Source organism: Haloferax sp. ATCC BAA-644 (genome assembly GCF_000336975.1).
Lineage (GTDB): Archaea > Halobacteriota > Halobacteria > Halobacteriales > Haloferacaceae > Haloferax > Haloferax volcanii.
Genome location: NZ_AOLF01000038.1, coordinates 144640 through 163814 on the forward strand (window position 1 = coordinate 144640; position 19175 = coordinate 163814).

Sequence of the window (19175 nt, forward strand, 5' to 3'; positions counted from 1 at the left end):
TCCACCCCTCGAAGCCCGTCCGGAACCCGAAGACGGAATACGCCGTCTTCCCAACCACCGCCCATGGCAACTGCGAGCGCAGACAACCCCCTGAAGGAACACCCCGCGGCCGCGACCGCCGTCCTCTCGGTGGTCGGGTACGCCCTCGTCATCGGGACGTTCCTCGGCGTCGTCCCCGGGAGGGTCTTTCCCGACCTGTCGCTCCCACAGGTGAATCTCCTCTCGGACGCCATCGCCGTCGTGAACACGGTGAACGTCCTCGTCATCGCGGCGGGCTGGCGTTGGATTCGCCGCGACGAGGTCCGGAAGCACGCGGCCGCGATGGGCACGTCGTTCGGCCTCATCCTCGTCTTCCTCGTGATGTATCTCGCGAAAATCGGCGGCGGCGGCACCAAGGAGTTCGTCGGCCCCGCGTTCGCGTACTACCCGTATCTTGCGATGCTGGCGATTCACATCATCCTCTCTATCGTCTCGGTGCCGGTCGTCCTCTACGCGCTCATCCTCGGGATAACCCACTCCGAGCGCGAACTCCGGACCGAGACGCCCCACCGCAAAGTCGGCCGTATCGCGGCCGGCGCGTGGCTCGTGTCCCTCGCGCTCGGCGTCGTGACGTACCTGCTTCTCAACCACGTCTATAGCTGGGAGTACACGGTCACCGCCGTCGAGTCCGCGGGCGCGCTCCTCGCGCCCGTCGTCGGGGTCTGAGGCGCGTCGCCCCGGCGAACCGTTTCCCCGCGGCGCTCCGGTTCCCGGTCGCGTCGCGTCCTCGAAAACTGTGGATTTTTATTGCGCGACGTAGTGGCGGCGAATATGCGAGTCGCGCTCGTCTCGATGTACACGACGCACCACGAGGAGACGGGAGCGACCAGACGGCTCCGACGAACGGCCGAACTCCTCGCCGAGCGCGACCACGAGGTGACGGTGCTCTGTGCGAAGTGGTGGGACGGCGAGGTTGTCGAGTTCAAACAGGACGGGGTGACCTATCACCGCGTGACTGACACGCCCGCCGTCGGCGGCTTCGCCTCTCGCGTCCCCTTCGCCCTCCGCGAGGTCTCACCCGACGTGATTCAGGTCGCGAGCTACCCGCCGTCGCACGTCACGGCGGTCAGGACCGCGGCGCGGTTCCTCCGGACGCCGGTCGTCGCCGACTGGTGGACCCGCGACGACCGCGGCGGCTCGCGGGCCTACCGGCGGGCGGCGAAGTCCCCGAACGCCGTCTTGGTCCCCTCGGAGATGGTCCGCACGCAGGTTCGCGAACTCGGCGCGGCGGTCGATTCGACCCATCTCGTCCCCGAGCCCATCAACATGGACCTCGTCCGGAGCGCCGACGCCGATGAGCGCGCGGACGTGGTGTACGCCCGCGACCTCGACGAGCACGCGAACGTCGAGAGCTTCCTCCTCGCGCTCGCGGAACTCCGCGACAAGGACTGGTCCGCGGTCGTCATCGGCGACGGCCCCGAGCGCTCGACGGCCGAACAGACCGCCCGCGACCTCCGCATCGACGACCGCGTGGAGTTCCTCGGCGAACTCTCCGCGAACGAGGCGGTGCCAATCATGAAGGGCGCGCACGTCTTCGCGCAGACCGCGACGGTCGAGCCCTTCGCGACGAACCTGCTGTGGGCGCTCGCCTGCGGCTGTGTGTCTATCGTCGAGTATCAGGCGCGGTCGTCGGCCCACGAACTCGTCGAGGGGCGCGAGCGCGGGTCGCTCGTCACGAGTCCCCAAGAGCTGGCGGACGAAATCGTCGCCGCCCGCCGGTACGACCACGAGACGGTCGACGACGACTTCGCGCGCTACGACTTCCGGCGAGTCATCGAGCAGTACGAATCGGTCTACGAGGCCGAGCGCGACGACTACGGCTTCTTCTGAGTCGACCGCCGCGGCGGCTGTCGCGGTGGCGGCTGTCGTGACGGCGACCGAATTCGGGCGAGCGCGGCCGCTCGCGACTGGCAACAGTCGAGAGGAGTGACGACCGCGTCAGTCCTGGACGTCGTAGTCGCCGCCGTACTTCATGAAGAAGTACGCGAGGCCGAGCGTCGCGATCATCGCGAACGTCGTCGCAACGCCGAGGGACTTCGCGCTGTCGGGGACCTGCGGGCGGCTCGGGCCGCCGCCACCGCCGGTGCTGACGGTCGGCACGTCGCCGCCGACGGCGACCGCGCCGAGCATCCCGAGCGCCTCGTGGGGCACACAGTGGTACTTCGTGATGCCCGCGTCGCCCTCTTCGAAGGTGTACTCGTAGGTGCTTCCGGCCTCGGAGACGGCCGCGCCGGAGTCGAGCGACGCGCCCTCGCTCGCGACGACGTTGTGGCCGCCGCCTTCGCCGGTCCACTCCCACGTCACGGTCGTGCCGGTGTCTATCCAGACGCCCGCGGGGGAGAACGCGAGTGCGCCGCCGTTACCTTCTGCGCCCACTTCGATGGTGACCTCGCTTTGGCCGCGGAGGTCTTCGTACCCTCCGTCGATGCCGTCGAGGTGGCCGCCGAAGTCCGGTTCTTCCGTCTGCGCCGCGGCCGTGCCGGAAGTGGCGGCGACCGCCGCGCCGCCAGCGGCCGCCCCGAGGAACGCCCGCCGAGACATATCCACGTTGCCGTCGGTCATGTCCGCCGCTTGGTGTGGGCTTGTAGTGAATACTTTGGTTCTCGTCCGCCGGTCGGGGGTGTCGCGCCTCGATATAGGGGGGTGACCCCGCCTCGATATAGGGGGGTGACCCCGCGATGTCGGCCGCGCCGACGAGGGTCGCTTTCGGGCTCGTCTCCCGAGGGTCGCTTACAGCGTGTAGTCGAACTCGCCCGTCTCGCCCTCCAGGAAGGCCGTCAGGAGGTCGATGTAGGCGACCACGTCGTCCTCGTGGACGCTCTCGGTGACGGTGTGGAGGTAGCGCGTCGGCATCGAAATCGCGCCGACCGGCTTCGCGCCGTAGCTGTTCTGGAAACCGCCGGTGTCGGTGCCGCCCGCGGGGAGCAGTTCCATCTGGTAGGCGATGTCGTTGTCCTCGGCCACGCGCCGGAGGCGGCGGTGGACCTTCGGGTTGGCGATGGCGCTCGAATCCTTGAGCTTGATGCCCGCGCCCGCACCGAGTTTCGTGACGTGGTCGGCGGGGTCGAAGCCGGGCACGTCGTTGGCGACGGTGGTGTCGAGGCCGAGCGCGAGGTCGGGGTCGAGGTCGACGCCGAGCGCCTGCGCGCCGCGGAGGCCGACTTCCTCTTGGACCGTCGCGGCGAAGTGAATCGTCACCTCGGGGTTCTCGATGCGTTTGGCGGCCTCCAGCATGGCGAACAGGCAGACGCGGTCGTCGATGGCCTTCCCCGTCACGTGGTTCCCCATGCGGACGGTCGTCTGTTCCATCGTCACGAGGTCGCCGACGGAAACGGTCTCCTCGACGGTCTCGGCGGGCAGGCCGAGGTCGACGTACACGTCCTCGACCTTCGGCTCCTGCTGCTTCTGTTCTTCAGTCAGCGTGTGCGGGGGAACCGAGCCGATGACGCCCGTGAGGTCTTCGTCTTCCGCGTGGACGGTCACGCGCTGGGCCTTCAGGACGCGAGGGTCCCAGCCGCCGAGGGCGTCGAGTTGCAGGAAGCCCTCGTCGTTGACGTGGCGGACCATGAAGCCGATTTCGTCCATGTGGGCCGCGACGGCGACCTCGTAGTCGCTCTCGCCCTCGATGGTGCCGACGACGTTGCCCATCCCGTCGATGCGGACGGAATCGGTCGTCGCTTCGAGGTCCTCGCGGACGAGCGCGCGGATGCGGTCTTCGTAGCCGGGGACGCCGCTGGTCTCGGTAAGCTGCTTCAGGCGGTCGAAGTCGAACTCCATGCGAGTGCATGAATTGCCGGTGTAGATAAGTCCATCAGTCCCGGGCGACCGTGCCGGCACTCGATGGTCCGCCGCGCCGTCTCGGAAGAACTCTAAATATAGTCATTGTTTTTCCGGAACGCTTTTCCAGTTCTCTCCGAAGGTACACCGTATGTCCGATACCGAATCTCAGCTCCGCGAGCAGTTCATGGACGCGTTCGAAAACGCGGATTTCCCCGTGGAAAATCAGATGTCGCTCGTCCCCGCGCTCCCGAACGGTCCGGGCACGAAGTTCAAGACGGACGACGTGACCGTCACGGCGATGGAGCTGGCCGCCAAGCTCGGCAAGCATCAGGACTTCCCGTACGAGGACGCCGAGAGCCTCGTCGACGACATCATCGCCGGCCTCAAGGCCGAAGGCATGATCTGAGTTCGGTCGTCGCGTGACCGAGACGAAACGCGCGCTCTGGGACCGCTTCGTCGACCGCTTCGTCGACGCCGCGGACCCGATTTCACTGTTCGAGACGACCGCCGACGGGACCGTCGACACCATCGCGTACGGTCGCTCCGGCCGGCGGACGCTCCGCCGCGGCGAACGCATGGAGCGGCGGCTCCGCGAGGCCGGCGGCCGCGTCGTCACCGACTACGACCGCCGCGAGGGCCGCTACGAAGGGCTCGTCTACATGATGTACACCCTCGACGGCGACGAGGTCGTCCCCCGATACCTCGGCAAGTGCGGGAAGTTCGGCGCGTCCGGCACCGACCTCAACAGCAATCTGCGGAACGTCGACACCAACGACGGCAAACTCGCGCGCTGGGGGTACGGGAACTACTACCACTTCGGAGACCTCTCGTCGGCCGCCTTCCGCGACGACGGGCCGGGGAAGTACGACCGCTGGGTAGAGGCGCTGTTCGATTCGACCGACCCGCCGCGGCTCCGCGAACCGGTGTACTTCTGGGTCGAGCCGTGGGCGGTCGGCACGGAGGGGCCGTACCCCGACACGCGGCCGTACCTCGAAGAACTGGAGTACCAGCTCATCGGCATCGCCTTCGAACTGTACCCCGAGCGCCTGCTCAACACCGAGGGCGTGCCGACGAACCCCGAGGCCTACGCGAAGATGCGCGGCTGGACCGACCGCGAGGACACCCGTCTCTCTGACTTCTGACACCCAAACCGATTTCTCGTCGCCGGGGCAATTCGAGGTATGCGAACGTACGACATCGAGCGCTACCTGAACATCAGGAGCGCCTACGGCGCCTCGTTCTCCGCCGACGGCGAACGCCTGTCGTTCCTCATGGACACGACGGGCGTCCCGCAGGTCTGGACGGTCGATTCGCCCGGCGCGTGGCCCGAACAGCGGACGTTCTACGAGGAGCGCGTCACCTTCGCCTCGTGGTCGCCCGAGCGCCCCGAACTGGCTTTCGGCATGGACAAAGGCGGCAACGAGCGCGCCCAGCTGTTCCGGCTCGAACCCGACACCGGCGTCATCGAGAACCTGACCGAACACCCCGACGCCAAGCACCGTTGGGGCGGCTGGAGCCGCGACGGCGAGCGGTTCGCGTTCACCTCGAACCGCCGCGACAACGCCGTCTTCGACGTGTACGTGCAGGCCCGAAACGGGGCCGGAACCGACGCCGAACTCGTCCACGAGGGCGACGGCTGGCTCACCGTCGGCGGCTTCTCGCCCGACGACTCGAAGCTCATCGTCCAAGAAGCGTACTCGAACTTCGACCAGGACGTGTCCGTTCTCGACCTCGCCGCGGGCGAGCTGACCCACCTCACGCCGCATCAGGGAACCGTCCGCTTCCAGAGCCCCGAGTGGGGTCCCGACGGCGAGAACGTCTACATGGTGACCGACCGCGGGAGCGACACGCTGGAACTCGTCCGCTACGAACTCGCTTCCGGCGAGTTCACCACCGTCGAGACCGGCGGTGACCACGAACTGGACGGTCTCAGCATCGACCACGACTCGCGCCGACTCGTCTACTCGCGGAACGTCGAGGGCTACACCGAACTCACCTTCGGTGAACTCACCGCGCCCGACCGCATCGACGCGCTCCCCCAACCCGACCTGCCGAACGGCGTCGCCGGCGGCGTCTCCTTTTCGCCGGACGGCGAGCGCGCCGCGGTCACCGTCACCGCCAGCGCCGACACCGCGAACGTCTACGTGGTCGAGTTGGCCACGGGCGACGCCGAGCGGTGGACGCTCGCGGCGACGGCGGGCATCCCCCGCGATACGTTCGTCCCGCCCGAACTCGTCCGGTATCCGACGTTCGACGGCCGCGACATCCCGGCGTTCTTCACGCTCCCCGAGGAGTCGCCGGAGGGGGAGACGCCCGTCATCGTGGACATCCACGGCGGGCCGGAGTCCCAGCGCCGGCCGTCGTTCTCGGCGGTCAAGCAGTACTTCCTCTCGCGGGGATACGCCTACTTCGAGCCGAACGTCCGCGGGTCGGCGGGCTACGGGAAGGCCTACGGCCACCTCGACGACGTGGAAAAGCGGATGGACTCCGTCGCCGACATCGAGGCCGCCGTCGAGTGGCTTCACGACCACCCGGCGGTCGACCCGGAGAAAATCGTCGCCATGGGCGGCTCGTACGGCGGTTTCATGGTGCTCGCGGCGATGACCGAGTACCCCGACCTCTGGGCCGCCGGCGTCGACATCGTCGGCATCGCGAACTTCGTGACGTTCCTCGAAAACACGGGCGACTGGCGGCGCGAACTCCGCGAGGCGGAGTACGGCTCGCTCGAGGACGACCGCGAGTTCCTCGAATCCATCTCGCCCATCAACAACGTCGAGACGATTCGCGCGCCGCTTTTCGTCCTCCACGGCGAGAACGACCCGCGGGTGCCGGTCAGCGAGGCCCACCAACTCGTCGAGGAGGCGAGAGAACACGCCCACGTCCGCGAACTCATCTTCGACGACGAGGGTCACGGATTTACCAAACTAGAGAATCGAATCGAGGCGTACTCTCAGATAGCGGACTTCCTCGATGAGTACGTCTAACGACCTCTTCTCTCCGTTTATATTTTCACTTCTGACGCGTTCACCGACAAAATATCAAAACCAATAGTTAGAGACGAACGCTTATGACGCCAAATAATCACTTTTCGTTCGAAGATGGAAGGTTACAACCACGAGCCGACTCGTGACGACACCGACATTCTCGGTGCCCGAATCGGCGCACAGCTCATAGACACTTTTGTCGGCATCTTCCTCGCGTACATCGTATTCACGGTGTTTGGTGTTCTCGGAGGTGCGACTGGCGACGCAGGCGGAGCAGCCGCCGGACTGGGAATCGGTATATTTGGGAGTCTGCTTACCTTTGTCGGGTACTTTTTCCTGCTCGAAGGACTGTGGGACGGTCAGACCGTCGGGAAGCGACTGCTCGGTATCAAAGTCGTGAAAGAAGACGGGTCGACCTGTGACATCGGGTCGTCGTTCATGCGGAATATCCTTCGAATCATTGATGGGTTCTTCTACTACGTCGTCGGGTTCATCGTGATGGCGATTAGTGACAAGCGACAACGCGTCGGCGACCGACTCGCGGGAACGGTCGTCGTCCGCGAGCAGAACTGACGAAACGCCGGCGAACAGTATATCCTTATTTTCCGTTAGAGTCAAAGCGCGGGACATCGAATCCCCGTCTATGAGCGCGGACTCCGAACAGCGAACGATCCGGTGTCTCATCGCCAAGGTGGGACTGGACGGCCACGACCGCGGCGCACACGTCATCTCTCGCGCCTTCCGCGACGCGGGATTCGAAGTCATCTACTCGGGGTTGCATCGCGCCCCGGACGAAATCATCCAGGCGACGGTCCAAGAGGACGTTGACGTGCTGGGCATCTCCATCCTCTCCGGCGCGCACAACACGCTCGTCCCGAAGGTGATGGCGGGCCTCGAAGAGTACGGCGCGCTCGACGACACGCTCGTCATCGTCGGCGGCATCATCCCCGAAGAAGACCGACCCGGTCTCCTCGAAGAGGGCGTCGACGCCATCTTCGGCCCCGGCACGCCGATGCAGGAGACCATCGACTTCGTGAAGGAACACGCGCCCGAGCGACCGTGACGATGAGTCGGGCGGTCGAATCCGACCTCGTCGAGCGACTCCTCGACGGCGAGCACCGGGCGCTCGCGCGCGCCATCACGAAAATCGAGTCGCAGTCGCCGGGCTACCGCGACATCGTCTCGGAACTCCACGCGCACACGGGCGACGCGTCCGTCGTCGGTATCACGGGCAGTCCGGGTGCCGGCAAATCGACGCTCGTGGACAAACTGGCGAAGCACTACCGCGACCAGGGCGAGACGGTCGGCGTCATCGCCGTGGACCCCTCCTCGCCGTACACCGGCGGGGCCGTCCTCGGCGACCGCATCCGCATGGCCTCGAACGTCGGTGACATGGACGTGTTCTTCCGGTCGATGAGCGCCCGCGGCCAGCTCGGCGGCCTCTCGACCGCCACCGCGGACGCCGTGAAGGCGCTCGACGCCTTCGGGAAGGACCGAATCATCATCGAGACGGTCGGCGCGGGGCAAAACGAGGTGGACGTGGTGAAGACCGCGGACACGGTCGTCGTCCTCGTCCAACCCGGCAGCGGCGACGACGTGCAGATGCTCAAGGCGGGCATCCTCGAAATCGGCGACCTGTTCGTCGTCAACAAGGCCGACATGGAGGGCGCGTCGCGTACCGTCGCGGAACTCCAAGAGATGATTCACCTCCGCGACGACCCGCGGGCGAACCTCGATACGGGCCACCACGGGGCCGCGGCGTTCGACGACGCCGGCCACGGTGGCGACCACGGCGGGCACGCGGACGCGAGCGACGCCGAAAGCGACGCCGAGGATGACCCTTCCAACGCCGACGAACCCCTCGTCTGGACGCCGCAAGTCCTCGAAACCGTCGCCACGACCGGCGAGGGAATCGAGGAGCTGGTCGAGACGCTGGACGACCACCGCGACTACCTCGACGCCTCCGGCGAACTGGACGAGAAGGCTCGCAAACGCGCGGGCGAGGAGATTCGACAGCTCCTCCGAAGCGACGTGAACCGGCTCCTCGAAGCCGAACTCGACCGACGCGGCGGAGTCGAGGAGTTCGCTCAGGCCGTCGTCGAAAAGGAGACCGACCCCTACGCGGTCGCTGAAGACGTGCTCGAACCGCTCCGGGAGTGTCTGGACGACCGAGCCGACTGACGCCGGCCGAGGCCAAGACGACGTTTGCCCCGCCCACCATCCCGCCACGGGCGGGCGAATTAAGGTCACCGCGCGCCATCTACGTGACATGAAACTCCGACGAGCCATCGGACTGGCCGCCGCCGGCGTCGGCCTCACCGCCGCGGCCAACGCGGCCCTCTCGAAGCGCGTTGAACCCCTCGAACCGCCGCTGTCCGGGTCGCACGGGACGTATCGATGGCGCGGCATGGACGTGTCGTACGTCGAGGCCGGGAGCGAAGACGACCCGACGCTCGTTCTCCTCCACGGCATCAACGCCGCGGGGTCGTCCGGCGAGTTCCGCGAGGTGTTTTCGACGCTCGCCGAGGACTACCACGTCGTCGCGCCCGACCTCCCCGGGTTCGGCCTGTCGGACCGCCCGGCGCTGTACTACTCGCCCGCGCTCTACGAGGATTTCGTCGGCGACTTCCTCGCGGAGTACGACGACCCCGCGGTCATCGCCTCGTCGCTCACGGCCGCGTACACCGTCGCCGCCGCGGAGCGGGACGACGTGTCCGTCTCGCGGTTCGTCCTCGTCTGTCCCACGTCGCGCGGCGGCCCCGACCCGAAGGAGTGGCTCCGCGAACTCGTCCGCGCGCCGGTCGTCGGCGAGGCGCTGTTCAACGTCGTCGCCTCCCGGCCGTCGATTCGCTACTTCAACGCCGACCACGGCTACTACGACCCCGAGAAGGCGGGCGAGGAGTGGCAGGAGTACGAGTGGCGAACGGCTCATCAGGAGGGCGCGCGCTTCGCGCCGGCGTCGTTCATCTCCGGCTACCTCAACACCGATGTCGACCTCGGCGAGGCGCTGGCGGCGCTCGACGTGCCGACGACGCTCGTCTGGGGCCGCGAGAGCGACATCACGCCGCTGAAGCGGGGCCGCGACCTCGCGGACGCCGCGGACTGCACGCTCGTCGTCTTCGACGACGCGATGCTGCTCCCGCACGTCGAGTTCCCGAACGCCTTCGTCGACACCGTCCGCGACGCCCTCGACTGAGCGTCGCCGCGGCAATTCAATCACCGAACCGATGTTCGACTCCCTGTCGCTGTTCTCGCTGTTCCTGTACGGTGCCATCTCGCTCCTCGCGGCCGGGTTCTGGGCGTGGCTCCTCGGGTCGTACGTCTTCGGCTGGCGCTCGCCGCTGGAGGCCGCGGAGGCGCGCGACGAGTAAGTGGTCGCGCGGCGATGCGCCTACTCGCCCGCGGGCCGGAACACGACCAACCGCTCGTCGGTCGTCGCGTTCTCGCCCACGCCGACCGAGACGGTCGTGCCGAGGTCCACCTCGTCGGCGGGGAGGCCGCGGACGACGCCCGTGAGCTTGACGGGGCCGAACGACGCGACGGCCGTCACGTAGGGCGCTTCGTCTGCGAAGTTCGGCGCGGGGACGTGCACCTCGGTGAAGGTGCGTATCTCGCCCGTCGCCGGGAGCGGTTCCTCGGTCAACTCGGCCGCGCCGCAGTGCGGACAGGAGCGCCGCGGCGGGAGCGAGCCGTGGCCGTCGGGACACGCGAGGTAGTAGCCCTCGCCGTCCGCGATTGCGGCCAGCCACTCGTCGTAGCCGGTGTCGGTCATCGGTCCACCTCCAAGACGTGGACGACCGCGCTGGCGACGGTCCCGCCCGCGTTGTGGGTGACGCCGACGCGGGCATCGGGGACGGCGTCGCTGTTGCCGTGGTCGCCGCGCAGGAGCTTCGTCATCTCGACGACTTGGGCGGTCCCCGTCGCGCCGACGGGGTGGCCCTTCGCCTTGAGGCCGCCCGAGAGGTTCACCGGGAGGTCGCCGTCGCGAGTCGTCTCGCCGCGGGCGGCCGCGCCGACGCCCTCGCCGTGGTCGTAGAGGCCGAGGGATTCGAGCGCGAGCACCTCGGCGATGGTAAAGCAGTCGTGGACCTCGGCCACGTCCACGTCGTCGGGGCCGATGCCGGCGTCCGCGTAAGCGGCGTCGGCGGCCTTCGTCGCGGCGGGCGTCCGCGCGAGGTGGGGTCTGTCTTGGAGCGCCGCCTTATCGCCGCCCTGTCCCGACCCGGTGACGGAGACGGTCGCGTCGAGGCCGTGGCGCTCGGCGTAGTCGTCGCTGACGAGGACGACCGCGCTCGCGCCGTCGGTGATGGGACAGGCGTCGTAGAGGGAAAGCGGGTCTGCGACGACGGGGCTTTCGAGCGCGTCGTCGACCGTGATTTCGCGGTGGAACTGCGCGTAGTCGTTCTGCATCGCGTTGGCGTGGTTCTTCACCGCGATGTGCGCGAGGTCCTCGCTGTCGCCGCCGAAGGCGTCGAAGTACGCGCGGGCCATGAGCGCGTACGCGCCGGGGAACGTGACGCCCGCGCGGACCTCGAACAGTTCGTCCGCGGCGATGGCGAGCGACTGGGTCACCTCGGCGGTGCCGAGGTTGTTCATGCGCTCCATGCCGCCGGCGAGGACCACGTCGGCCGCGCCGCTCCGAATCGTCGCGACGGCCTGTCGGAAGGCGACGCCCGCGGAGGCACAGGCCTGTTCGTAGCGGGTCGCGGGGCAGTCGAGGCCGGCGGCCTCGGCCATGACCGGCCCCTGATGGCCCTGTTTCTCGGCGAGTTCCCCCATGAAGTTGCCGTAGAAGAGTTCCTCGTAGTCGTCGCGGGAGACGCCGGCGTCCTCGCGGGCGGCGAGGGCGGCCTCCGCGAACAGGTCGCGGCCGGTTCGCTCGGGGTGACTGCCGAACTTCGTCAGCCCGACCCCGGCGATTCGCACGTCGGTCATGGATGAACGTACGTGATAGATGGTCCTTGAACCTGCCGCTCGCCCGCGGGCGGCGTCGCGGTTCGGCGCTCGCTCACCCGCGCTCGCGGCCGCGACGCGACGAAGCGGGCGTCCCGCCGATGTCGGCCGATTTCTCCGCTCATCACCGCCGCGTTTTCGACCCATCGCAACGGTTACCACGGTCCCGCGAGACGGTCCACTATGAGTGACTGGATAGGCGACACGTTCACCAGCGAGGTCGGCTGGAACCACTTAGAGCGACTCGTCGACATCGGCAACCGGATGACCGGCTCGCCCGGCGAGCGCGAGGCGATGGAGGCGACGCGAGACGCCCTCGAACGCGTCGGCGCGCGGAACGCCCGCATCGACCCCTTCGAGATTCAGGGCTGGGAGCGCGGCGACAGCGCCGTCTACGCCGCCGACACCACCCAAGACTGCATCGCGCTCCCGCGCAGTCCAGCCGGCACCGCGAGCGGCGACCTGGTCGACCTCGGCTACGGTCTCCCCGAGGACTTCGACCGCGACCTCTCGGGGAAGGTCGTCGTCGTCTCCACGACGGTCCCCGACCACTACGACCGCTTCATCCACCGCCGCGAGAAGTACTACTACGCCGTCGAGGCCGGCGCGGCCGCGTTCGTCTTCGCCAACCACGTCCCCGGGCAACTCCCGCCCACGGGGAGCGTCGGCACCGCCGACGCGCCCATCGGTGACATCCCCGCGGTCGGCGTGAGCAAAGAGGTCGGCGCACGCCTCCGCCGCCGGTTCGACGGCGACGAAGTGACCGTCGACGTGACCTGCGAAGCGCCCGCGGCCGAAAGCGGGAACGTCCACGCCGAACTCGGCCCCGACACCGACGAGGAGGTGCTCGTCACGAGCCACCTCGACGCCCACGACATCGCCGAGGGCGCGATGGACAACGGCGCGGGCACCGCGATGGTGGTCGAAGTCGCCCGCGCGCTCGCCGCCCGCGAGGACGAACTCGACACGCGCGTCCGATTCGTCTGCTTCGGCGCGGAGGAAGTCGGCCTCGTCGGCTCCGAGCACGAGGCCGAACGCCTCGGCGACGCCCGAAGCGACGTGAAAGCAATCGTCAACAACGACGGCGTCGTCGCCGGGCGGACGCTCAAGCTCACCACCCACGGCTTCGACGAACTCGAAGCCGCCGCCGAGACCGTCGCCGAGCGGTTCGACCACGACGTTTCGACGCTGCCCGAACAGCTCCCGCACAGCGACCACTGGCCGTTCGTCGCCCACGGCGTCCCGGCGTACATGGTCGGCAGCGAAAAGGAGGGCCGCGGCCGCGGCTGGGGCCACACCCACGCCGACACCATCGAGAAACTGGAGTCGCGGACGCTCCGCGAGCAAGCGATTCTCCTGACCGAACTGACCGTCGAACTCGCCGACGCCGACCGCGAGATACCCCACGCAGACCCCGCCGACATCGCGGCCGCGCTCGAAGCCGAAGACCAAGCGGAAGGCATGAAAGTCACCGGCGACTGGCCGTTCTGAGGCGTCGACGACGCACAGCACCCGTCCGGCCCGCCCGACCGCCCGACCGCCCGGTCCGCGCCCGGCCCGCGCCGCCCACCACCGGACCGAACCACGAGGGCTTTTATTCGCCGCGGCGTAGCACGGGACGATGCTACGGGGGCTCGCCGCGGGTGGACGACGATGAAATTCGGTATCGTCGGTGACGACTCGGTCGCCACCGCCGTCAGAGCGGCCGGTGCGTCGGTCGAATCGGAGCCGGCCGACGCGGACGCCGTCGTCGCGGTCGGCGAGTCGGCGCTCTCGACGGTCGCGCTCGGCTCCGAGTGGGCGTGTCCGGTCGTCCCCGTCGACTGCGGTGCGCCGTGGGCCACGCCGCGGCGCGACCTCGGAGCCCGGCTGTCCGCGTTCGCCGCGGGCGACGGCCGGGTCGTCGACCATCCGACGCTCTCGCTCCGCGTCGGCGGCGACGCGGTGGGCCGCGCGCTCCTCGACGCGATGCTCGTCACGAGCGAGCCGGCGCACATCTCCGAGTACGGCGTCGCCCACGCGGAGGCGGCGGTCCCGTTTTCGTCCGACCCGCCCGACGAGTCGCACGCGGCGGCGCGCTGGACCTCGGTCGACGAGTTCCGCGCCGACGGCGTCGTCGTCGCCACACCGCTCGGAAGCTCCGGCTACGCGCGCGCCGCTGGCGGCGCGGTCGTCGGCCCGGCCGCCGGGCTCGCGGTCGTTCCCGTCTCGCCGTACGCGACCCAGACGAACTCGTGGGTGCTTCAACCCCCGGTCAGACTGTCGGTCGAACGCGACGACGCCCCCGTCTCGCTCGTCGCCGACGACGAGGTCATCCGGGAAGTCCCTCCGTCGGAGTCTGTGGTCGTCGACCGCGACGGAAGCGTCCCGATGCTGGTCGAGTGAGCGCCGCGTTCGACGCGACTGAGCCGTCGAGCCGCGGCGCTCGACGTGACGAAAATACGTGTTCCTCGTGCGCGGTGCGAAGCGCGACGCCGAAAAGCGAGCGTCGCGGGCTTAGACGATGAGGCTCCAGTAGTCCGAGACGAGGAAGAAGAGACTCTGGAACCCGGCGTACAGGAGCACGAGCCCCGCGGCGACGAGCGAGCCGTTCGGGCGTTCGAGCGGTTTGTCGGTGCGGGCTTCGACCTTGCGCGCTTCGAACTCGAAGAAGTCGGTGACGAACATCCCGACGACCAGCACGGACAGCACCATGCCGCCGTGCGGCTCGACGACCAAGAAGAGGAACGAGGTCACCACGAGCGCGCCCGAAGTGATCGTGTGCGGGAGATACCGGGAGATGGCCTCCTCACCACCCTCCTCGGCCTGCCGGACGTGCGACCGATGGCCGAGAAAACGCGTCGCGAAGTTCGCAAGCACGAGCGCGAGCGCCACGTGCGGGACGACCGGTTCGACCGCCGCCAACTGGTCGAGCGGGACGAGGAACTGTAATGGGTGCATACAGGACCGTCGGGGCGAGACTCATTAGAGTTTTTCCAATCCGACGCGGGAGACCGCGCCGAACGCGACCGCTATTCTGAGGGACTTTTCAGCGACGCGAATCGAAATGAGAGGAGCAGAGACGGCGTCGTGTCGGCTTACTGCGCGTTGCGGCGCTCTTGGAGCGCGTCCATGATCTGGTGACCCGCCGGGATGAGCACCCAGAAGGTGAGCGCGCCGAGGAGTGCGAACCAGAGGAACACGTCCATCAGGGTGACGCCGATGATGTTGAACAGTCCCTCGGTCGCACCGGACTCCAGCGGTGCGATGAGCTGTTGGGTGCTCTCGAAGCTGGTCGTCCGGTACCACGACGCCAGCACCAGCCACGCGAGTCCGGAGCCGGTCAGGATACCCAGACCCTTGATGAATTCGTCAGCCATTGTTCGAATCTTCGCCGGAGTCCTCTTGAGACTTTCCCATTCCTTGGGCGCGAAAGCGAGTGCCGAGCGTGTAGACGACCGCGCCGAACGCGATGATGCTCAGCCCGACGACCGCGAGCGCCGTGCTGAGTAGCCCGTCTGCGACGCCGATGCCGAGCGCGCCGAGCGCGCCGGCGACGACCGCGCGGAGGGCGCTCACTTGTAGCGTCGCGGCGTCGAGGAAGACGAAGCCGAGGACCACGCCCACGACGGCGATGAGCGTCGAAAAAACGGTAATCGTCTTGTAGAGCCGCATGGGAACGACGATGTCGCGCCGGCCGCGGCGTCCGCGCTGCGTCCCGTCGCTGTCGCCGGTTCGACCGGTTGCGTCGCTATCTGTCATCAGTGACGCTACGAAGGGACGGTTGGTAGTGGTTCCGCTCTATTTCGGCGGGCGAAGCCGGTAGTAGCGGCGGTTGAGGTTGTACATATACCCCTCACGCATCGTCTTCAACACCGCGTAGGTGATGGTCCCGAAGACGAACGGCAGCAGGAACGTCAGGTCGAACAGCAGGTCGACGTTCATGGGCATGAGGTTCTTGATGGCCAGTAGCGAGATGGTGAATGCGAACACCACGCCGAAGACGCCGACTGCGGACCAGAACGGCTGTTCGACGGGTCGCCGGGCCGAGCCCTTGTTGAGGAAGGGCACGATGGCGATGAAGCCGACGACGACGCCGTTGGCCAGCACGCCGTACGTGCGGTCAGCCATCAGCATCTGATCGCCCAGAATGGCGATTTCGGGGTTGAGCGGACCGAGTTTGAGCAGTCCGAACGACCAGTAGAGATACCAGTCGGGCAGGATGACCGCCGGCGTGCTCGATGGGTTCGCGGGGCCACCGATGTGCGGCGGCATCGTCGCCGAGAGGAACAGAATCATCCCGACGAAGAACGACGCGATAGAGAGGTTGCGGACGGTCTCGTGAGGCCACGTGGGGAACGCGAGCACGTCGCGTTCGACGTAGTCGGACTCCGTGCGGAGGTCCTGGTCTTCGCGACGTGCGCGCTCGAAGTACTCGTAGGTGAGCCGAGAGAGGCCGGTCTTGCGAGCCTTGCGCTCGCTCCACGTCGGCGTCTCGTCGTCCGGGGCCACGATGCCCGCGCCGTCGGATCGAATCTCCTCGTTTTCGGGTTCGTTGTCGCTCATAGTTGTCACCTCAGTGCGGCTCCGCGATGCCCTGCACCCACACGATACCGATGTGGATCGCGATGAGCGTCGTCACGACGAACGGGAGCAGGAACACGTGAATGATGTACATACGCTGTAGCGTCGACTGGCCCAGCGAGAAGCCACCGAACAGGAGCTGTGCGACCCACTCGCCGGCGAGCGGGACCGACAGCGCCATCTCGACGCCGATCTGCCCGGCCCAGAACGCGAGCTGGTCCCACGGCAGGAGGTATCCGGTGTACCCGAACACCATCGTCAGACTGATGAGGACGATGCCGAGGAGCCAGTTCAGCTCGCGGGGTTCCTTGTACGACCCCGTGAAGTAGACACGGAGCATGTGCAGGAACACGGCCGCGACCATGACCTGCGCCGCCCAGCGGTGGACGGAGCGGAGCATGAAGCCGAACTGCAGGTCGCGCATGATGAACTCGATACTGTTGTAGGCCGTGGTCGGGTCGCCGGTCGTCGCGGGGGAGTAGTAGAACCCGAGAAGGGCCCCGCTTATCGCCGCGACGACGTACGCGAGCGTCGAGAACAAGCCCAGTGTGTACAGGGGGTACCAGTACCAGAACTTGTTGTCGAGGTTGTACTGCTCGGTGTGGCTCTTCGGCATCTGGAGGTTGACTCGGTAGTAGAGCGTCTCCAGAAGCTCTAGATAATCGACGATGCGGAGTCGCTTATCCAGCCAGATGAGCGTGGTGAGGAAGGTGGCCTCGACCGGAGTGAGGTCCTTCTTTTTCATCCAGGCCTTGTGGTCGTAGTCGTCTTTGCGTTCGAGACTCATTGTTTATCGCTTGTAGTAGGGGTACACCGCGCGCTTGACCTGTTCCCACGCGTCATCGCTGCTGACGGTAACACCGTCGACGTCCTCCTCGCGGACGTAGAGGTCTTCCCACTTACGACGCCGCTTTTTGACGATCATCACGTCGGGGAGGAACTCCTTGCGGTACAGCGCGAGGATGAACGCGAGGTCCACGAAGATGACGGCGAGGATGCCGCCGAGGAACATGTTCCCCGTGTCGGTCAGTCCCCAGCCCGAGACGAAGCCGTACGTGAAGAGGAACACGAACACGACCTCGATGACCGTCAGAAGGACGATTGCGATGGCCGCGGCGGTGCTCTCTCGCGCCGGTTCGTACCGGTGAATGTCACCGTATGTGCTGCCGGTCGAAGACATTATTCGCCACCTCCGGTGTTACCCGTATTTGGGGACTCGCCGTATTTCAAGATGAAGAACGTGTAGATGATGGTGACGAGGATGCCGAGAATCGTCGCCGACCCGACCCAGTGGGCCTGAATCGGGACGCCGAGTTCGTGCAGTTCCTTCTCGCCGCCACCGCCGGTGCTGATAGTCGCCACGTCGTCGCCGACGGCGACCGCCCCGAGCATGCCGAGCGCCTCGTGCGGCACACAGTGGTACTTCGTGATGCCACCGTTCTCGAACGTGAACTCGTAGGTGCTCCCGGCCTCGGAGACGGACGCGCCGGAGTCGAGCGACGCACCCTCGCTCGCGACGACGTTGTGTCCGCCGCCTTCGCCGGTCCACTCCCACGTCACGGTCGTGCCGGGGTCGATCCAGATGCCAGCCGGTGCGAACGCCAGGTTCCCGCCGTTGCCGGACGCGCCGACCTCGATAGTGACCTCGCTTTGGCCGCGGAGGTCTTCGTACCCTCCGTCGATGCCGTCGAGATAGCCACCGAAGTCGGGCTGAACCTGCGCTCCACCGCCGCCTTCCTGCGCAGCAGCGGTCCCGGCGGCAGCGGTCGCGGCGGCTGTCGCACCGCCAGCCGTTCGGAGAAACTCCCGCCTTTTCATACGGTCGTTCGTCAGGATGGGACGCGCTTAAACCCACCGACTATGCCGTCACGGAGGTGGTTTACGAGGTGGGTTCGGGTCGGGGTCAACCCTCAGAACTGTGGGCGTCTCGCTCGGGAGGCTCGATCAACGGCGCGGCGGTTTCGTCCCCGTCGAACGCGGGCACGAACTCGGGACGCGACCCGCCTTCGAGACCCATGACGCGGAGCCTATCCCGGTACTCCTCGGCGCGGAAGCGGTCCGAGAGCCGGGCGTTGGCCACGACGACGAAGAGGAAAAAGCCGATGACGAGAAAGCCCAGGCCGGCCAGCGGCGCGATAATCGACTCGAGATCGGGGAGGACGAGCCACGCCCCGATGAGCGCGAACCCGCCGAGCAACTGGCCGAACGCGACGATTTGGAGCATCCGATTGCCGAAGTCGCCGGTCCCCTGTGCGACCTCGTCGGGTTCGGGGAGCCTGACGGTCTCGGGCGCGTCGTTTACCTCGAAGTCCTCCATCGAACAGAGTGCGACGGTCGGTTTCACGTCGCGGAGGACGGTTCCTTCGCCCTCGACGCTCCCGTCCGGGTAGACGACGGCGTAGCCCTCGTCGGAGTACGCGAGAATCCGGGGCTCGCCGCCTTCGGTCACGCGTTCGAGGACGGCGAACACCTCGCGAATCGCGACGCGGTAGCGGAGTTCCTGTTCGACGCGGTCGAGCAGCTCCTCGCCGACGATCCACGAGTCGGGGTCGAACGCGGCGTCCCACTCCTCGGGGGTCATCTTCGCCATGTCGGCCGGGCCGAAGTTCTCGAAGTCGTACTTGGCTTCGACCTCCTCGCGGAGGGCCGCGAGCTCCGCGTCGGACATCGCGGCGTCGGCGTCCGCGTCCGGTGACGAGCCGTCGTCGGCCGGGGCGGAAGACGAGTCTGACATCGGCCCGGAGTAGGGTCCACGCCGGTAAACGTGTTCCGACCCCGAACCGCGTCCGCCGCGAGCGACTCATCGCGCAACGCGCCGAAGCACGCCGTCCGGTTGGTCCGGTGCTCGAAAGTATG

The 19175-nt window shown here is 67.4% G+C and carries 24 protein-coding genes; 12 read left to right on the plus strand and 12 right to left on the minus strand.

The window, feature by feature from the left end:
- Positions 1-63: 63 nt before the first annotated feature.
- Both C458_RS17350 and C458_RS17355 read left to right on the plus strand, forming a co-directional pair.
- Positions 64-705: a DUF420 domain-containing protein gene (locus C458_RS17350; RefSeq protein ID WP_008577707.1), complete on the plus strand. Its 642-nt coding sequence runs from the start codon at positions 64-66 to the stop codon at positions 703-705.
- Between the two features lie 105 nt (positions 706-810).
- Entirely contained in the window at positions 811-1869 is a 1059-nt protein-coding gene (locus C458_RS17355) for a glycosyltransferase family 4 protein (protein WP_008577710.1), read from the plus strand.
- 108 nt (positions 1870-1977) lie between these two features.
- Here C458_RS17355 and C458_RS17360 read toward each other — a convergent pair whose 3' ends face one another.
- Both C458_RS17360 and C458_RS17365 read right to left on the minus strand, forming a co-directional pair.
- Complete coding sequence (locus C458_RS17360; protein WP_004044111.1) at positions 1978-2601, minus strand: halocyanin domain-containing protein; 624 nt, start codon at positions 2599-2601, stop codon at positions 1978-1980.
- A gap of 168 nt (positions 2602-2769) precedes the next feature.
- Positions 2770-3816 carry a M42 family metallopeptidase gene (locus C458_RS17365; RefSeq protein ID WP_008577711.1) on the minus strand — a complete coding sequence of 349 codons (1047 nt, stop codon included), beginning with the start codon at positions 3814-3816 and terminating at the stop codon, positions 2770-2772.
- 151 nt (positions 3817-3967) lie between these two features.
- Between C458_RS17365 and C458_RS17370 the strand changes: the two genes are divergently transcribed.
- The 8 genes from C458_RS17370 to C458_RS18610 all read left to right on the plus strand — a co-directional run bounded on the left by C458_RS17370 (position 3968) and on the right by C458_RS18610 (position 10174).
- Positions 3968-4225 (plus strand): MTH865 family protein, encoded by a 258-nt coding sequence (locus C458_RS17370; RefSeq protein ID WP_004044109.1) that lies wholly within the window; start codon positions 3968-3970, stop codon positions 4223-4225.
- A gap of 13 nt (positions 4226-4238) precedes the next feature.
- A complete protein-coding gene (locus C458_RS17375; RefSeq protein ID WP_008577715.1) occupies positions 4239-4961 on the plus strand; it encodes a hypothetical protein in 723 nt (240 codons plus the stop codon).
- A gap of 39 nt (positions 4962-5000) precedes the next feature.
- The gene (locus tag C458_RS17380) at positions 5001-6803 is read left to right on the plus strand and encodes a S9 family peptidase (RefSeq protein WP_008577716.1); all 1803 of its coding nucleotides are present in this window, start codon (positions 5001-5003) and stop codon (positions 6801-6803) included.
- Between the two features lie 114 nt (positions 6804-6917).
- Positions 6918-7376, plus strand: coding sequence for an RDD family protein (locus C458_RS17385; RefSeq protein WP_008577718.1), 459 nt, complete (start codon positions 6918-6920; stop codon positions 7374-7376).
- 70 nt (positions 7377-7446) lie between these two features.
- Positions 7447-7866, plus strand: a complete 420-nt coding sequence (locus tag C458_RS17390; protein WP_004044106.1) for a cobalamin B12-binding domain-containing protein — start codon at positions 7447-7449, stop codon at positions 7864-7866.
- 2 nt (positions 7867-7868) lie between these two features.
- Positions 7869-8984 (plus strand): methylmalonyl Co-A mutase-associated GTPase MeaB, encoded by a 1116-nt coding sequence (gene meaB, locus C458_RS17395; RefSeq protein WP_008578346.1) that lies wholly within the window; start codon positions 7869-7871, stop codon positions 8982-8984.
- An 88-nt stretch (positions 8985-9072) separates the two neighbouring features.
- Complete coding sequence (locus tag C458_RS17400) at positions 9073-9999, plus strand: alpha/beta fold hydrolase (RefSeq protein WP_008577725.1); 927 nt, start codon at positions 9073-9075, stop codon at positions 9997-9999.
- 31 nt (positions 10000-10030) lie between these two features.
- Positions 10031-10174 (plus strand): hypothetical protein, encoded by a 144-nt coding sequence (locus C458_RS18610; protein WP_008577728.1) that lies wholly within the window; start codon positions 10031-10033, stop codon positions 10172-10174.
- Positions 10175-10194: 20 nt separating this feature from the next.
- On the opposite strand, the gene C458_RS17405 is transcribed toward C458_RS18610, so the two are convergent.
- Together C458_RS17405 and C458_RS17410 are read right to left on the minus strand one after the other, a co-directional pair.
- Positions 10195-10575, minus strand: coding sequence for a Zn-ribbon domain-containing OB-fold protein (locus tag C458_RS17405; protein WP_008577730.1), 381 nt, complete (start codon positions 10573-10575; stop codon positions 10195-10197).
- Positions 10572-11738: a thiolase domain-containing protein gene (locus tag C458_RS17410; RefSeq protein ID WP_008577732.1), complete on the minus strand. Its 1167-nt coding sequence runs from the start codon at positions 11736-11738 to the stop codon at positions 10572-10574. The genes C458_RS17405 and C458_RS17410 overlap by 4 nt, the downstream gene beginning before the upstream one ends.
- Positions 11739-11939: 201 nt before the next feature.
- Here C458_RS17410 and C458_RS17415 point away from each other — a divergent pair, with 201 nt between their 5' ends.
- Positions 11940-13247, plus strand: a complete 1308-nt coding sequence (locus tag C458_RS17415; protein ID WP_008577734.1) for a M28 family peptidase — start codon at positions 11940-11942, stop codon at positions 13245-13247.
- Between the two features lie 162 nt (positions 13248-13409).
- The gene (locus tag C458_RS17420) at positions 13410-14141 is read left to right on the plus strand and encodes an NAD(+)/NADH kinase (protein ID WP_008577736.1); all 732 of its coding nucleotides are present in this window, start codon (positions 13410-13412) and stop codon (positions 14139-14141) included.
- Positions 14142-14252: 111 nt separating this feature from the next.
- Here the strand turns inward: C458_RS17420 and C458_RS17425 are convergent, their stop codons facing one another.
- The 8 genes from C458_RS17425 to C458_RS17460 form a co-directional block, all read right to left on the minus strand.
- Positions 14253-14696 carry a hypothetical protein gene (locus tag C458_RS17425; RefSeq protein ID WP_008577737.1) on the minus strand — a complete coding sequence of 148 codons (444 nt, stop codon included), beginning with the start codon at positions 14694-14696 and terminating at the stop codon, positions 14253-14255.
- A 137-nt stretch (positions 14697-14833) separates the two neighbouring features.
- On the minus strand, positions 14834-15115 hold the full coding sequence (locus C458_RS17430; RefSeq protein WP_004044097.1) for a hypothetical protein: 282 nt from the start codon (positions 15113-15115) through the stop codon (positions 14834-14836).
- On the minus strand, positions 15108-15497 hold the full coding sequence (locus C458_RS17435) for a hypothetical protein (protein WP_008577738.1): 390 nt from the start codon (positions 15495-15497) through the stop codon (positions 15108-15110). The genes C458_RS17430 and C458_RS17435 overlap by 8 nt, the downstream gene beginning before the upstream one ends.
- Before the next feature lie 39 nt (positions 15498-15536).
- Positions 15537-16301, minus strand: coding sequence for a cytochrome bc complex cytochrome b subunit (locus tag C458_RS17440; RefSeq protein ID WP_004044095.1), 765 nt, complete (start codon positions 16299-16301; stop codon positions 15537-15539).
- 10 nt (positions 16302-16311) lie between these two features.
- The gene (locus C458_RS17445; protein WP_004044094.1) at positions 16312-17106 is read right to left on the minus strand and encodes a cytochrome bc complex cytochrome b subunit; all 795 of its coding nucleotides are present in this window, start codon (positions 17104-17106) and stop codon (positions 16312-16314) included.
- A gap of 3 nt (positions 17107-17109) precedes the next feature.
- A complete protein-coding gene (locus C458_RS17450; RefSeq protein ID WP_004064315.1) occupies positions 17110-17499 on the minus strand; it encodes a hypothetical protein in 390 nt (129 codons plus the stop codon).
- On the minus strand, positions 17499-18137 hold the full coding sequence (locus C458_RS17455) for a halocyanin domain-containing protein (protein ID WP_006600548.1): 639 nt from the start codon (positions 18135-18137) through the stop codon (positions 17499-17501). The genes C458_RS17450 and C458_RS17455 overlap by 1 nt, the downstream gene beginning before the upstream one ends.
- An 85-nt stretch (positions 18138-18222) precedes the next feature.
- Positions 18223-19053: a hypothetical protein gene (locus C458_RS17460; RefSeq protein ID WP_008577739.1), complete on the minus strand. Its 831-nt coding sequence runs from the start codon at positions 19051-19053 to the stop codon at positions 18223-18225.
- Between the last annotated feature and the right edge of the window lie 122 nt (positions 19054-19175).

Coding starts and splice junctions, on each gene's coding strand:
- C458_RS17350 (WP_008577707.1), top strand. CDS start 64: ATGGCAACTGCGAGCGCAGACAACCCCCTGAAGGAACACCCCGCGGCC.
- C458_RS17355 (WP_008577710.1), top strand. CDS start 811: ATGCGAGTCGCGCTCGTCTCGATGTACACGACGCACCACGAGGAGACG.
- C458_RS17360 (WP_004044111.1), bottom strand. CDS start 2,601: ATGACCGACGGCAACGTGGATATGTCTCGGCGGGCGTTCCTCGGGGCG.
- C458_RS17365 (WP_008577711.1), bottom strand. CDS start 3,816: ATGGAGTTCGACTTCGACCGCCTGAAGCAGCTTACCGAGACCAGCGGC.
- C458_RS17370 (WP_004044109.1), top strand. CDS start 3,968: ATGTCCGATACCGAATCTCAGCTCCGCGAGCAGTTCATGGACGCGTTC.
- C458_RS17380 (WP_008577716.1), top strand. CDS start 5,001: ATGCGAACGTACGACATCGAGCGCTACCTGAACATCAGGAGCGCCTAC.
- C458_RS17385 (WP_008577718.1), top strand. CDS start 6,918: ATGGAAGGTTACAACCACGAGCCGACTCGTGACGACACCGACATTCTC.
- C458_RS17390 (WP_004044106.1), top strand. CDS start 7,447: ATGAGCGCGGACTCCGAACAGCGAACGATCCGGTGTCTCATCGCCAAG.
- meaB (WP_008578346.1), top strand. CDS start 7,869: ATGAGTCGGGCGGTCGAATCCGACCTCGTCGAGCGACTCCTCGACGGC.
- C458_RS17400 (WP_008577725.1), top strand. CDS start 9,073: ATGAAACTCCGACGAGCCATCGGACTGGCCGCCGCCGGCGTCGGCCTC.
- C458_RS18610 (WP_008577728.1), top strand. CDS start 10,031: ATGTTCGACTCCCTGTCGCTGTTCTCGCTGTTCCTGTACGGTGCCATC.
- C458_RS17405 (WP_008577730.1), bottom strand. CDS start 10,575: ATGACCGACACCGGCTACGACGAGTGGCTGGCCGCAATCGCGGACGGC.
- C458_RS17410 (WP_008577732.1), bottom strand. CDS start 11,738: ATGACCGACGTGCGAATCGCCGGGGTCGGGCTGACGAAGTTCGGCAGT.
- C458_RS17415 (WP_008577734.1), top strand. CDS start 11,940: ATGAGTGACTGGATAGGCGACACGTTCACCAGCGAGGTCGGCTGGAAC.
- C458_RS17420 (WP_008577736.1), top strand. CDS start 13,410: ATGAAATTCGGTATCGTCGGTGACGACTCGGTCGCCACCGCCGTCAGA.
- C458_RS17425 (WP_008577737.1), bottom strand. CDS start 14,696: ATGCACCCATTACAGTTCCTCGTCCCGCTCGACCAGTTGGCGGCGGTC.
- C458_RS17430 (WP_004044097.1), bottom strand. CDS start 15,115: ATGGCTGACGAATTCATCAAGGGTCTGGGTATCCTGACCGGCTCCGGA.
- C458_RS17435 (WP_008577738.1), bottom strand. CDS start 15,497: ATGACAGATAGCGACGCAACCGGTCGAACCGGCGACAGCGACGGGACG.
- C458_RS17440 (WP_004044095.1), bottom strand. CDS start 16,301: ATGAGCGACAACGAACCCGAAAACGAGGAGATTCGATCCGACGGCGCG.
- C458_RS17445 (WP_004044094.1), bottom strand. CDS start 17,106: ATGAGTCTCGAACGCAAAGACGACTACGACCACAAGGCCTGGATGAAA.
- C458_RS17450 (WP_004064315.1), bottom strand. CDS start 17,499: ATGTCTTCGACCGGCAGCACATACGGTGACATTCACCGGTACGAACCG.
- C458_RS17455 (WP_006600548.1), bottom strand. CDS start 18,137: ATGAAAAGGCGGGAGTTTCTCCGAACGGCTGGCGGTGCGACAGCCGCC.
- C458_RS17460 (WP_008577739.1), bottom strand. CDS start 19,053: ATGTCAGACTCGTCTTCCGCCCCGGCCGACGACGGCTCGTCACCGGAC.